Raw genomic sequence first — 13,407 nt, forward strand, 5'->3', positions numbered from 1 at the left:
GTTCCCCACGGCGACTCCTCACAGCGACTCCGCCCAGCCCGGCGCTCCGGCACCCGCCGTCTGCAGTCCGACGTACGCCTCGATCAACTGCTTCGCCAGCGGCGCGGCCGCCGTCCCTCCATGGCCCATGTGCTCGACCAGGACCGCCACAGCAATCCGGGGCTCGTCGGTCGGCGCGTAGGCGACGAACCAGGCGTGGTCGCGGAGCTTTTTCGGCACCTGGTCCTCCGAGCCGGTCCGGAGCGCCGCGGTTTGCGCTGTCCCGGTCTTGCCCGCGATCGCCACCAGGGACGAGCGGGCGCGCGTCGCCGTGCCCTTCGTCACGACATCGGCCAGCGCCCGCCGGATCACCTCCAGTACGTCCGGCTTGACCGTCAACACTTCCGCAGGCGCCGCCGGCAGCGCGCGCACGGCGCCGGTGTCGCGCTCCATGATGGCGCGCGCGACGCGGGGCCGATACTTCCGGCCCTGGTTGGCCACCGCAGCGATGAGCTGGGCCATCTGCAGGGGGGTCACGGTCACATAGCCCTGCCCGATGGAAGCGGAGATCGTCTCGCCGGGGAACCAGGGCTCCCCCCGCGCCTTGACCTTCCAGCTCGTTGAGGGCACGATCCCGATCCGCTCGGAGGGCAGCTCGACGGCGGTCTCGCGGCCCAGCCCGAACTGGCTGGCATACGCGGCGATCGTGTCAATTCCAAGACGCTGCCCCACAGTGTAGAAGAAAACGTCGCAGGATTGGGCGAGGGCCTGGGAGACGTCCATCGCGCCGTGCCCGCCCGCCTTCCAGTCCCGAAACAGCCGCTTGCCAAACTGGTAGCCCCCCGTGCAGCGCACCTTGGTCGCCGGGGTGATCGTGCTGGTGTCGAGCGCCGCCGCGGCCATGACGATCTTGAACGTCGAGCCAGGCGGATACTGCCCCTGCGTGGCCCGGTTCGTCAGCGGGTGCCCCTCGTCCCGCACGATGGCCGCCCACTGCTGGCCGGTCAGCTCGCGCGAGAGCACGTTCGGGTCGAAGGCCGGGCGGCTGGCCATGGCCAGTATTTCCCCGTTCCGCGGATCGAGCGCCACGATCGCGCCGGCCTCCCCACCGAGCAGGCTTTCCGCCAGCCGCTGCAGCCGGATATCAATCGTCAGATACAGGTCGTCGCCCGCCCTCGGCCGTTCCACCGAGACTGTCCGCTTCTCGTGGCCGAGCGCGTTGACTTCGATGGTCTTCTGCCCGGGATGCCCCCTGAGCACCCGGTCGAAGGTCTTTTCCACCCCGTACTGCCCGACGATGCTGCCCTGGTGGAGCTCCCCGGTTTCGTCCTGCTCCAACTGTTCCGCCGAGACCTCACCGACATAGCCGACGAGATGCGCAGCCACGCTTCCGGCCGGGTAGTTCCGCTTCGACTGGGCCTGGATCATGACTCCGGGCAGATCAAGCCGGTGCGACTCCACGAGCGCGGCCTCTCGCAGGGTGAGGCCGTCCTTGAGTTTCACTGGCGTCAGCCGCCGGCGATGCTGGGCCAGCTTGGCCCGCAGCACCGCTTCGTCGAGCCCGAGCAGATCTACCAGCTTCTTGACCAATGCCCGCTGGTCCTTGACATCCTCCAGCGTCACGTACAGCCCGAAGCTCGGGACGTTGTTCGCGAGCAGCACCCCGTTACGGTCGTAGATCAGCCCCCGCGCCGGCTCCAGAAGAACCGATCGGGTCCGGTTGTCCTCCGACAGCTCCCGGTAGTACGCCCCCTCCCGGATCTGGAGCTGGGCTGCGCGGAGCCCCAGGAGCAGCAACACGAGGACGACGCCGACCTTGAGGATCGTGAGGCGGCGCTGCAGCTCCCACAAGTCCTCGTGCGATGCCCCGTACTCTGCCATGCGTGCCTTCCACTCCGGGACCGTCCAACCCCGGCCACGCCCCCACTACCGACCGAGACGCGGGACCTCACCGCTCGCCGCCAGGCGCCTCCGCCTCCACGCCATGAGCAGCCAGTACAGGCCTGCCCCCAGCGCTCCGTCGAACAGGGCCTGCGGCACCGCCACCGCGCGCGCCGCGAACAAGGGATCGGGCAGGTCGCCCCCGATCCGGAGCGCCGCAAGGAAGACCGTTCCGGAGAACAGCGAGAGCCCCAGCACAGCTAGCAGGATCGCCGGGGCCGTCGGATTGGCCATCTGCCGCCACAGAACGCCGGCCAGGAACCCGACCGCACCCTTCTCGGCCAGGTTGAGCCCCCAGGCGCCGGCCGAGAACAGATCCTGGACGAACCCCAGCGCGATCCCCATCAGCAAGCCTTCCGTCTCTCCGGCCAAGAACCCGATGAGGCACGCCGCGATCAAGCACAGGTCCGGCCGGACATCCAACACGCTCACGTGGTTGAGCACCGTGGTTTGGAGCGGCACCAGCCCCACCACCAGCAGCACATACAGGATCGCCTTCACGGCCGCCCTCCCCGGTCCGACGCGGCCGGACTCCCAGCAGGCTCGCCGCCACCCTCGGCAGGAAGCACCGACGTGACCACGAGCACCTCCTCCAGCTTGGCGAAATCCACGGCGGGCACGAGCTCGGCCGACTGGAACAGCTCGCCCTCGGCCTTCTCGATGCGGGCGACGGTGCCGATCGGCAGCCCCTTGGGGAAGACCCCGCCCAACCCCGAGGTCACAACGAGGTCGCCCTCGCGGACCGTGGAGAGGAGGGGGATGTACTTCATGCGCGCCCGCTTCGCGGGCGTTCCCTCGACGATGCCCTCGTCGCGGGTGCGCTGGATCAGCCCCGTCACCGCGTTGTTGGGGTCATTGATCAACAGGACGACCGAGGTAGACGGCGTCGTCTTGACGATGCGGCCGACCGCCCCGGCCTGCGTGATCACGCCCATCTCCACCCGCACGCCGTCGCGCTCACCTTTGTTCAGAACCAGCCCGCGGAACCAGTTGGTCGAGTCGCGCCCGACGACCTGTGCGGCGACCGTCTGGGGCGCGACGAACGTCTTGAACTCGAGCAGCGACGCCAGCCGCTGCGCCGCCGCAGCGCTCTCCCGCAGCTCGCCGAGCTGTCCCTGCAGCGCGGCGAGCTCCTGGCGCAGCCGCCGGTTCTCCTCATGCACCCGGCGCAGGGCGATGTACCCGTCCCAGGCTTCGGCGAGGCTGCGGTTCAGGTCCGCTAGGAGGTTGACAGGATAGGCGACGACCCAGGCGAGCGGATGGCCGAGGCGCTGCAGCAGAGCCCGGCCCTGGTGAGGCAGCACAAACACCAGGGCGAGCAGCAGCCCGAACAGGATCAGCGTTGCCCGCCTAGCTCCGGATGTCGAACGCAACATGGCCATCCGCAACGCGGGATGGGGTCCTTAGCGGGAACTGCTGCACTGCGACATGACCGAGACCTTTCGGAGGAGATCCAGCTCGTCGAGGATCTTCCCGACCCCCAGGACGACGGAGGTCAGCGGATCGTCTACCGTGATGATGGGCAGGTTGGTCTCCTCGCGAAAGCGGGTGTCCATGCCCTTGAGCAGGGACCCGCCCCCGGTGAGCACGATGCCACGATCAATGATGTCCCCAGCCAGCTCCGGCGGCGTGTTTTCCAGCGCCACCTTGATCGCGTTGACAATCGTGCCGATCGGCTCCTGCAATGCTTCTCGGATCTCGGCGTCATCCACCATGAGCGTGCGGGGGATGCCCGAGATCAGATCCCGCCCCTTGATCATCATCGTCTTTTTCTCTTCGAGCGGATAGGCCGAGCCGATCTCGACCTTGACCCGCTCCGCCATATGTTCACCGATCAGGATGTTGTACTTCTTCTTGACGTAGTTCATGATCGCGTCGTCCATGCGGTCGCCCGCCACCTTGACAGACTCGCTGTAGACGATACCGCCGAGCGAGATCACGGCGATGTCGGTGGTGCCACCCCCAACATCCACCACCATGTTGCCGGACGGCTCCGTGATCGGGAGCCCCGCGCCGATCGCCGCGGCGACCGGCTCCTCGATCAGATACACTTCCCGGGCCCCGGCCAACTCCGCCGAGTCGCGGACCGCGCGCTGCTCGACCTGGGTGATCCGGGACGGCACACCGATGATGATGCGCGGTCGGACGAAGGTGCTGCGGTTGTGCGCCTTCGTGATGAAGTACTTGAGCATCCGCTCGGCCATCTCGAAGTCCGCGATGACCCCTTCCTTCATCGGGCGGATCGCCACGATGTTGCCCGGGGTCCGGCCGAGCATCTTCTTCGCCTCCGCGCCGACCGCGAGCACTTTCTCGGTCCGTTTCTCGACGGCCACGACGGAGGGCTCGTTGAGGACGATCCCCTTGCCCTTCACGTAGACCAGCGTCGTCGCGGTCCCGAGGTCAATGGCAAGGTCGTTGGAAAACCAGCCGAGGATATCGCCTGTCAGCCCCACGCGCCTGTCCTTTCGTCAACCCGGCGCCCGCAGCGTGCGGCCGCTCCGAGGAGCCGACCCGCCTCAGTCCGGCCGATCGAGATCCCCGATGTCCAGCACCTGCGTGCGCGCAATCTCATCCCCCAACCGGAGTCCCTGCGCGTTTCCGATGATGAGCAGCGCTTCAAAAGCCGTGATGACAAAGGCGATCGCCCACCCGATAAAGGGGATGGGGAAGAACAGGTATGCCAGCGCGAGGGGAAGGTTCCGGATGATGGACTCCTTGAAGCCCGCGGCTTCCTTGGTCAGCCAGATGACGGTCTGCAGCCCGATCAACCGTTTGCCGATGCTCCGCCCTCCTGAAAACCCGTCTGCGATCAGCACATACGTCAGCCCCGCCAACCAGCCGACGGGCGGGGCGAACTGACTCACGGCGGCCACGATAATGGCATCCACCAGCTTCGCAATGAACCGATTAAGGACTTGCGCCTTGGGAATCACCCCCAGGGCTAGTGGGGTTGGCTCCACACGGTTTTCCCCAATCTCCCGCGTAATTAGCGGATCAGTATAACAAATTTAATGCCTCTGCACAAACAGAGCGGCTTTTCTCGGGAAACGGGCCAAGCCCGCTTCTGGAACCCTTGCGTTTTCGCAGAGACGACGGGTAGAATCAGCTCCGTTTTCGCGGCAGGCATTGAGGGGTTTCCATGATCAAGCTGATGCGCGAAAGCGCGCGCAAGTACCCGTGGCTGCTCAAGACCATCATGGGCCTGCTCGCGGTCGCCTTCGTCATCACCATGGGCTGGTGGGGGTTCACGGAGCAGGAGTCCAACGCCGTGGCCTCTGTCGGGGATTTGACGATCAGCCGGGACGAATACCGGCGCACCTACGAAAGCACCTACCGGTTCTACCGGGACAAGGTCCAGGGTGAATTCAAAGAGGACTCGCTCAAGCAGTTCGTCATCGAGAGCCTGGTCGAGGGGAAGATCTGGACCATCGCCGCCAAGGAGCTGGGCCTGAGCGTCTCCGCCGACGAGCTGCGCGACTCCATTCTCAAGATCGAGGAGTTCCAGCGGAACGGCAAGTTCGACCCCGAGCTGTACAAGCGGATCCTCGCCGCCAACCGGCTGACCCCGGCCAGCTTTGAGGCGCTCCACCGCGTCGAGTTGCTAGCCGAGAAGGCGCGGACCGTCATCCGGGATTCGGTGGCATTGACCCCTGCCGAGATCGCGGAGGCGCAGGCGCTGACGGTTCGGCAGGCTCAAGCCGAGCCAGACGCCGGTCCTTCGGCGAACGAACGGATCCTGCAGGATTTCCTCTTCCAGAAGCAGCAGCGCGCCATCGCCGCGTACAAGGAGGCCCTCAAAGCCAGAATCCCCATTCAGATCCGCAAGGAATATCTCTGAGCGGACAGCCATCGGCGGTCTGCCGTCAGCAGGAAGCGCTCAGCCCTCACAGAATCAGCATCGCATCCCCGTAACTGTAGAACCGATAGCGCGCCCGGACTGCCTCCCGGTAGGCCTCCCGCAGCCGCTCCAGGCCGGCGAAGGCCGAGACCAGCATCAGCAAGGTCGTGCGTGGCAGGTGGAAGTTGGTCATGAAGGCATCCACGATCCGGAAGCGGTAGCCGGGCGTGATGAACAGGTTGGTCTCGGCCTCGCCGGCGGCCACCGCTCCGGACGCGCTGGCCGCGGACTCCAGCGCCCGCACGACCGTCGTGCCAACGGCGAGGACGCGCCGCCCCTCGGCCTTCGCCCGGTTGATCGCGGCGGCAACCTCGGGCGCGATCACGTACCGCTCCATGCCCATGACGTGCTCCTCGATCCGCTCGGCCGTCACGGGCCGAAACGTCGCCGGGCCCACGTGGAGCGTGACCGAGACCCTGTCCACACCGCGATCCCGGAGGGCCTGCAGGAGCGAGTCCGTGAAGTGCAAGCCCGCCGTGGGCGCGGCCACGGCCCCTTCCTCGCGCGCGAAGATCGTCTGGTACCAGTTGCGGTCCTCCGGCGTCGGCGGCCGCTTGATATAGGGCGGGAGCGGGACCTGCCCGACCTCCCACACCAGCTCGCGCAGCGGCCGGCTGCTCGACACCCGCACGGTTCCGGGGACCGAGCCTGATCCCAACACGGTCAGGACGGCGCCGGTCCCGAGGTCAATCATCTGCCCGGGCCGCAGCCGCCCCTTGACCAGCGCCTCCCCAGTACCGGTGTCCCCGCACGCAAGCACCAGCAGCTCCACCCGTCCGCCCTGCGGGCGCTTCCGGCCGATGAGGCGCGCTGGCAGGACCTTGGTGTCGTTGACGACCAGCAGATCCCCGGGCCTCAGCAATGCGGGGAGATCGGCCACACGGTGATGCGAGCAGGCCCCGCCTCCCCGGGGAACCACCAGCAGCCGGGCTTGGTCCCGCGGCTCAACAGGACGATCGGCGATCAGGGTGGGATCGAAGGGGAAATCAAACTCGCTGAGCAGCATCAAGGCTTGCGCGGCGGCCAGGGCGCCAGCTCGGTGCCGGGGAAATAATAGCGGAGGATCACCGGGAAAGCGTAGCCGAGCGCGGCCATTTCCTTCGCGCCCCACTGGCAGAGTCCGACGGCATGGCCGGCGCCCCGGCCGGCGAACACCACGGACGGCCCCGCCAACCGCGCGTCGAACTGGGTGCTCGGGATCACCGTGTAGCCCAAGGCCTTCCTAAGCTCCTCGCCGCGCAGGACCAGCTCGCCTCCCGAGTGGAGGATCCGAAGCCGGGTCACACGGCCGGCCCGGCTGTACGCGGCCGGCGTCAGCGTCGCAATGGTTCCGACGACGAACCCCTGCTGGCGCAGCGCTTCTTCGACGTCGGTGAGCTGAAGCTCGGCCCGCCACTGGTAATAGGGAGAATTCACGTCGAAGGGGCACTCCACCCCCTTCAAATAGGGCAGGTCCTTGGCCCAGACATTGACCGCGTCCTCGGTCAGTCCGGCCGCGGTCGAGGAGAACGCGGCGAGGATGGGCTCGCGCTCGTAGGTCAACACCAGGCCGCGCGTCGCCTCCACCGCCAGCGCGACGCGCTCGTCGCGCTGGGACCGCCCGCGGTAGACCTGGTCCTGCGTGCTGGCCACCAGATCGTAGTCCCGCCCCGCCGCGGTGCGCCGTTGGTACAGCGCGTACGTGCGCGCCACGATGGCCTGGGCCTTCAGAGCCTCCAGGTGCCAGGCGGAGTTCATCTCGGAGGGCACGACGCCCTTGACGTACTCCTCCAGGTCCACGTCGTTGATCACCGAGAGCCCCTTGCCGCGGGCGACGATCCGGACCTGGCCGGCCACCACCAGAGGCCCGGCGGGCGGCACATGCGCCTGCGGGGTGTTCCTGCCCGGGCCCCCAGTCACCGTGATCGTCAGTTCGTCCTGCTGGCCCCGCAACACGACGCGGTCCGCGCGGAGGGCCCCACCGTTGACGGTCAGCTTGCCGTGCTCCACCGCGACGACCAGGGGACTACGGAACGTCCGCTCCGTGCCAGGCGGCACCCGCGCGACAACCCCGCGGTCAGCAGAAACCACGACCCGACCGGCGTCCTCGAAGAGCAACACGCGGATGTCCTGGCTGCCGCGGGCCGGACCCGCCGCGACCGCGACCACCACACCCGCCCAGAGCCAGATCGGTCCGCACCGCGCCATGGCTACCGCCGGGACAAGAGATACACGAACAGGCTCACGATCACGCTGATCAACAGACTGGTCGTCAGAGGAAAGTAGAAGGTGAAGTTGTCCCGCTTGATGAAGATGTCGCCCGGCAGCCGCCCCAGCCAGCCGAGCCCCCCGCCGAGGGTCGGCAGCTTGGCGGCGAGCAGCAACAGGGCGCCAACGAGCGCGATCAGCGCCCCGAGGGCGATGAGGGCTTTCCCCAAGCCGCTCCACTCGGCCATGTTCACCTCACGAGCAGCTCGGCGATCTGGACCGCGTTCAGCGCCGCCCCTTTCCTGAGGTTGTCGGCCACGATCCAAAGGTTCAGCCCGTTGGGGATGGACTCGTCCTGGCGAATCCGGCCGACATAGACGTCGTCCTTGCCCGCGACATCGAGCGGCATCGGATAGACCTTCCGCTCGGGATCGTCGTAGAGCTGCACCCCGGGCGCGGTCGAAAGGATCGCCCGGGCCTCGTTGGCCGTCAGCGGCCGCTCGGTCTCGATGTTGACCGACTCCGAGTGGCCGACGTAGACGGGCACCCGGACCGTCGTGGCCGTCACCTGAATGGACTCGTCGCCCATGATCTTCCGCGTCTCGTGGACGAGCTTCATCTCCTCCTTCGTATAGCCCGACGGGAGAAACTCGTCAATGTGCGGCAGACAGTTGAAGGCGATCTGGAACGGGTAGACCTTCGGCTGCGGCTGGCGGAAGCTCAGCAGAGCCCGGCACTGCTCGAGCAGCTCGTCCATCGCCTCCTTGCCCGTGCCCGAGACCGACTGGAACGTGGTCACGACCACCCGCCGGATTCGGGCCCGATCATGGAGCGGCTTCAGGGCCACGACCATCTGGATCGTCGAGCAGTTGGGATTGGCAATGATGCCCTGCTGCCACTGAACGTCGTGCGGGTTGACTTCGGGGACGACGAGCGGCACCGCCTTGTCCATCCGCCAGGCCGCGCTGTTGTCAATGACAACCGCGCCGGCCTTCACGGCGATCGGCGCGAACTCTCGGCTAACGTCACTGCCGGCCGAAAACAGGGCGATGTCCACCCCGTTGAAGGAGTCCCGGTTCAGCAGCCCGACAGTCACGTCGGCGCCGCGAAAGGCGACGGAGCCGCCCGCCGAGCGCGCGGAGGCCAGCGGGACCAGGGTCTCGACCGGAAACTTCCGCTCCTCGAGCACCTCGATCATCTCAGCCCCGACCGCTCCGGTGGCGCCGACGACAGCCACCTTGTACGCCGCTTTCTTCGTCAGCATCAGTTCTCCTCATCCAGGCAAAAGTGAAAATTCGTGGGGACCTTTTTACTTTTGCCTTTGTCGTCAGGCAGCGATCATCCGGATCCGGTGATTGAACGTGTCGGCAATGTAGATGTTCCCCGCGATGTCCACAGCGACGCCGAAGGGATAGTTCAGGCTGCTCTCGCCTGGCGGTCCGCCGTCTCCCGCGAACCGGGCGAGCCCATTCCCGGCCACGACGGTGATAATCCGCTTCCGGCAGTCCCAGCGCCGGATCAGATGGCTGTCGGAGTCGGTCAGGAGCACGTGTCCTGCCGGCTCGACCGCGATCCCATAGGGGCGCGAGACGCTCGTCGAGAACTCCCCCGGACGCCCCTGGTAGCGATATTCGCTCCCGTCGCCCGCCACCGTGCTGATTACGCCGGTTCCGGGCTCGACCTTCCGGATGCGGCCGTTGAACGTATCGGCGATGTAGAGCGCGCCGTCCAGACCGACCGCTAACCCGCTCGGCCCCGCGAGCGCCGCCGCGGCCGCGGGGCCACCGTCGCCCGAGTAGGCCGCCTCCCCGGTGCCCGCGACCGTCGTGATGATCCCCGTCGCGAGGTCCAGCCGGCGGACCCGGTTGTTGCTCTGGTCCGCGATGTAGAGCCCGCCACGCCCATCCAGCGCCAGCGCCGCCGGCTCGTTGAGCGCGGCGGCCGTCCCCGGCCCGCCGTCGCCGGAGCACCGCCGCTGACCGGTGCCCGCCACGGTGGTGATGACCGCGGTCGCCGCATCCACTCGCCGGACCCGATGGTTCATCGTGTCGGCGATGTACAGGTGGCCTTCCCCGTCCACCACGACGGCCGAGGGGAAATGGAGCACCGCGTCCACCGCCGGGCCGCCGTCCCCGTGAAATCGCCCCCCAGCGGCCGATCCGACGACGAACCGGACGGTCCCGCTCAGGTCGGCAAGCTGGGCAACCCGGCCCTGGGGCATCGGCGGCGGATCGGCCAGCGGATCGTCGTCCTTCCCACTCGCAGGCACCACCTCGATCGGCCGGGAGATTCCCTCGTCGGCCTCCGGTGGGCGCCCCGCCACCGTGACGATGAGCCCGGTCTTGAGGTCCACCCGCCGGATCACGTGGTTTTCGGCGTCGGCGATGTACAGGTGGCCACGGCCGTCGAGGGCCAGACTCTTGGGCTCATTCAGCCGGGCCGCCGTCGCCGGGCCGCTGTCGCCCGCATAGCCGGGCTCCCCGGTCCCAGCTAGCGTCCCGATCGTCCTGGGGCGGATCAGGTGGAGCGCGGCGCCGGCGAGCATGCTCAGCGCTCCCGGATGCGCGCGGCGATCGCGTCACCCATCTGCATCGTGCCGACCAGCGTCGTGCCGGGGCTGTAGATGTCCTTCGTCCGGTAGCCTGCGTCGAGCACCTGCAGGATGGCGCGCTCGACCGCCTCCGCCTCCTTGTCCAGTTTGAAGGTGTAGCTCAGCATCATGCCGACCGACGCGATCGTCGCGATCGGGTTGGCCAGATTCTTCCCGGCGATGTCCGGCGCGCTCCCGTGGATCGGCTCGTAGAGCGCCTTGTAGGCGCCGAGGCTCGCCGAGGGGAGCATCCCGATCGAGCCGGTCAGCATCGCGGCCTCGTCGCTCAGAATGTCGCCGAAGAGGTTCGTCGTCACGAGGACGTCGAACTGCCGGGGATTGCGGATCAACTGCATCGCGCAGTTGTCCACGTACATGTGGGTCAGCTCGACGTCGGGATAGTCGCGGTGCACGTCGGTAACGACGCGCCGCCACAGCTCAGACGACTCGAGCACGTTCGCCTTGTCCACGGAGGTCACCTTGCGCCGGCGCTTCCGAGCCGCCTCGAACGCGACCTTGGCGATGCGCCGGATCTCCGCGGTGGTGTAGACCTCCGTGTTGATCCCCCGCTCGCCCTCTGGCGCCTGCTCGATCCCTTTCGGCTTCCCGAAATAGATCCCGCCCGTCAGCTCCCGGACCACGAGCAGGTCAATGCCCTCGATGACCTCCCGTTTGAGCGTCGAGGCGTCCGCGAGCACGGGGTAGAGCTTGGCGGGCCGCAGGTTGGCGAAGAGCCCGAGCTGCTCCCGGAGGCCAAGCAGCGCCCGCTCGGGCCGCATGCTGTAGTCGAGCCCTTCCCACTTGGGGCCGCCGACCGCCCCCAGGAGCACCGCGTCGCTGCGCTTCGCGAGGGCCAAGGTCTCCTGCGGCAGGGGGACGCCGACCTTGTCAATGGCGCGGCCGCCCACGTCGCCAGGCACACAGTCGAACTCATGCCCGAAGCGCTCGCCGACCGCCTTCAACACCTTCAACGCCTCGGGCACGATCTCCTGCCCGATCCCGTCGCCCGCCAAGACCGCGATCGTTACCTTCACGCGCCGCTCCCTGGTGTGCGCATCCTGCCGCGTTCCGTGTCACTGTATCCCGCACCTACTGCCAAATCAAGCCAGCCTTCCGCTCCGGATCGAAGTGCTTGGAAGCCCAGAAGGCCAGCTTGTTGAGCGCGTTCAGATAGGCCTTCGCGGAGGCCACGATGATGTCCGTGTCGGCCCCGTGGCCGGTCGTGGTCTTGCCGCCCTCCTCGACCCGCACCGACACCTCGCCCTGCGCCTCCGTACCGCCCGTGATCGCCTCAACCGCGTACATCAGGAGCCGGCTCTTGGTCCGGGTCATCGCCGCAATGGTCCGGTAGGCCGCGTCCACCGGCCCGTCGCCTGTCCCGGTCTGCGCGACGAGCTTCCCGTCTATCTCCAGCTCCACCTGGGCCGTCGGCACCCTGTCGGTGCCGCTCTCGACGGAAAGGCGCTTGAGCACGTAGCGCTCCGGGACCTTGGCGATCTCCTCGGAGACGATCGCTTCCAGATCCTCCTCGTAGATCTCTTTCTTCTGATCGGCCAGCCGCTTGAATCGCTCGAAGGCGCGGTTGAGTTCCGCCTCGCTCAGCTTGTAACCCAGTTCCTCCAGCTTGGTCCGGAAGGCGTGTCGGCCCGAGAGTTTGCCCATGACGAGCTTGCTCTGGACCAGCCCGACCGACTCGGGCCGCATGATCTCGTAGGTGCTCTTCTCCTTCAGCAGCCCGTCCTGATGGATCCCGGAGGTGTGCGCGAACGCGTTTGCCCCCACAATCGCCTTGTTCGGCTGGACGACCATGCCCGTGACCTTGCTCACCAGCCGGCTCGTCTTGGTGATCTCTTCGGTGCGGACGCCGGTGTCCGCCCCGTAGAAATCCTTGCGGGTGCGCAGGCCCATGACAATCTCTTCCAGCGAGGCGTTCCCGGCGCGCTCGCCGATCCCGTTGATCGTGCACTCCACCTGCCCGGCCCCCTCCAGCACGGCGGCGAGCGAGTTGGCGACCGCGAGCCCGAGATCGTTGTGGCAGTGCACAGAAATCACCGCCCGAGCAATGTTGCGGACCTTCTCGCGGATGCCCCGGATCAGACGCCCGAACTCCTGCGGGGTCGTGTACCCGACCGTATCCGGGATGTTCACGGTCCCGGCACCGGCCTCGATCACCGCCTCCAAGACCTCATGCATGAAGACAGGGTCCGAGCGCGTCGCGTCCATCGGGGAGAACTCTACGTCCGTGACGTAGCTCCGCGCGCGCTGCACCATCTCGACCGCCCGCTTGAGCGCCTCTTCCCGGGTCATCCGGAATTGATGCATGAGGTGGATGTCGGAGGTCGAGAGGAACGTGTGGATGCGCACCTTGGGTGCCCCCTTGAGGGCCTCCCAGGCGCGGTCAATGTCCTCCGGCCGCGCCCGTGCCAGGCTGCAGATCGTCGGCCCCTCCACCTCCTGGGCGATGCGCCGGATCGCCTCAAAGTCGCCCGGCGAGCTGTAGGCGAACCCCGCCTCGATGATGTCCACATTGAGCCGGGCCAGTTGCTTGGCGATCATCACCTTTTCCTCGACGTTCATGCTGGCGCCCGGGGACTGCTCCCCGTCGCGCAAGGTGGTGTCAAAGATCCGGATCGTCCGCGTCATGGCCCGTTCTCCTCATCAAAATAGAAAAGCCTTCCTCCCGGCCAGGGACGAAGGCTCGTCGCGCTCCGTGGGACTACCCTGATTCGGCGGCCGGCGCCCGACGGGGCCGACCGCCCTTCATTCGACCTGTCACGCCGGGCAGGCTGGACCCGCTTCACGGATCCGGCTC

13 protein-coding genes are annotated in these 13,407 nt (G+C 67.4%); 1 reads left to right on the forward strand and 12 read right to left on the reverse strand.

The features are described from left to right. Positions 1-18: 18 nt before the first annotated feature. The 5 genes from mrdA to ACWHYQ_RS02370 all read right to left on the reverse strand — a co-directional run bounded on the left by mrdA (position 19) and on the right by ACWHYQ_RS02370 (position 4,880). Positions 19-1,860 carry a penicillin-binding protein 2 gene (gene mrdA / locus ACWHYQ_RS02350; protein WP_447974153.1) on the reverse strand — a complete coding sequence of 614 codons (1,842 nt, stop codon included), beginning with the start codon at positions 1,858-1,860 and terminating at the stop codon, positions 19-21. A 45-nt stretch (positions 1,861-1,905) separates the two neighbouring features. Beyond that, on the reverse strand, positions 1,906-2,421 hold the full coding sequence (gene mreD, locus ACWHYQ_RS02355; protein ID WP_447974154.1) for a rod shape-determining protein MreD: 516 nt from the start codon (positions 2,419-2,421) through the stop codon (positions 1,906-1,908). Beyond that, positions 2,418-3,296, reverse strand: a complete 879-nt coding sequence (gene mreC / locus ACWHYQ_RS02360; RefSeq protein ID WP_447974155.1) for a rod shape-determining protein MreC — start codon at positions 3,294-3,296, stop codon at positions 2,418-2,420. The genes mreD and mreC overlap by 4 nt, the downstream gene beginning before the upstream one ends. Positions 3,297-3,323: 27 nt before the next feature. Next, positions 3,324-4,355: a rod shape-determining protein gene (locus ACWHYQ_RS02365; protein WP_447975508.1), complete on the reverse strand. Its 1,032-nt coding sequence runs from the start codon at positions 4,353-4,355 to the stop codon at positions 3,324-3,326. Positions 4,356-4,436: 81 nt separating this feature from the next. Then, on the reverse strand, positions 4,437-4,880 hold the full coding sequence (locus tag ACWHYQ_RS02370; RefSeq protein WP_447974156.1) for an RDD family protein: 444 nt from the start codon (positions 4,878-4,880) through the stop codon (positions 4,437-4,439). 179 nt (positions 4,881-5,059) lie between these two features. Between ACWHYQ_RS02370 and ACWHYQ_RS02375 the strand changes: the two genes are divergently transcribed. Continuing rightward, positions 5,060-5,758: a SurA N-terminal domain-containing protein gene (locus tag ACWHYQ_RS02375; protein ID WP_447974157.1), complete on the forward strand. Its 699-nt coding sequence runs from the start codon at positions 5,060-5,062 to the stop codon at positions 5,756-5,758. A 46-nt stretch (positions 5,759-5,804) separates the two neighbouring features. On the opposite strand, the gene queA is transcribed toward ACWHYQ_RS02375, so the two are convergent. From queA to ACWHYQ_RS02410, 7 genes are all read right to left on the reverse strand, one after another. After that, the gene (gene queA, locus ACWHYQ_RS02380; protein ID WP_447974158.1) at positions 5,805-6,824 is read right to left on the reverse strand and encodes a tRNA preQ1(34) S-adenosylmethionine ribosyltransferase-isomerase QueA; all 1,020 of its coding nucleotides are present in this window, start codon (positions 6,822-6,824) and stop codon (positions 5,805-5,807) included. Continuing rightward, positions 6,824-8,005, reverse strand: coding sequence for a SpoIID/LytB domain-containing protein (locus ACWHYQ_RS02385; RefSeq protein ID WP_447974159.1), 1,182 nt, complete (start codon positions 8,003-8,005; stop codon positions 6,824-6,826). Before ACWHYQ_RS02385 ends, queA begins: the two co-directional genes overlap by 1 nt. A 2-nt stretch (positions 8,006-8,007) precedes the next feature. Next, the gene (locus tag ACWHYQ_RS02390; RefSeq protein ID WP_447974160.1) at positions 8,008-8,253 is read right to left on the reverse strand and encodes a DUF2905 domain-containing protein; all 246 of its coding nucleotides are present in this window, start codon (positions 8,251-8,253) and stop codon (positions 8,008-8,010) included. A 2-nt stretch (positions 8,254-8,255) separates the two neighbouring features. Next, complete coding sequence (locus ACWHYQ_RS02395) at positions 8,256-9,269, reverse strand: aspartate-semialdehyde dehydrogenase (protein ID WP_447974161.1); 1,014 nt, start codon at positions 9,267-9,269, stop codon at positions 8,256-8,258. A 63-nt stretch (positions 9,270-9,332) separates the two neighbouring features. Next, positions 9,333-10,550: an NHL domain-containing protein gene (locus ACWHYQ_RS02400; protein WP_447974162.1), complete on the reverse strand. Its 1,218-nt coding sequence runs from the start codon at positions 10,548-10,550 to the stop codon at positions 9,333-9,335. Positions 10,551-10,552: 2 nt separating this feature from the next. Next, positions 10,553-11,629: a 3-isopropylmalate dehydrogenase gene (gene leuB, locus ACWHYQ_RS02405; protein ID WP_447974163.1), complete on the reverse strand. Its 1,077-nt coding sequence runs from the start codon at positions 11,627-11,629 to the stop codon at positions 10,553-10,555. Positions 11,630-11,684: 55 nt separating this feature from the next. After that, a complete protein-coding gene (locus ACWHYQ_RS02410) occupies positions 11,685-13,238 on the reverse strand; it encodes a 2-isopropylmalate synthase (protein WP_447974164.1) in 1,554 nt (517 codons plus the stop codon). Positions 13,239-13,407: the final 169 nt, after the last annotated feature.

The organism is Nitrospira sp. Kam-Ns4a, from assembly GCF_965152595.1.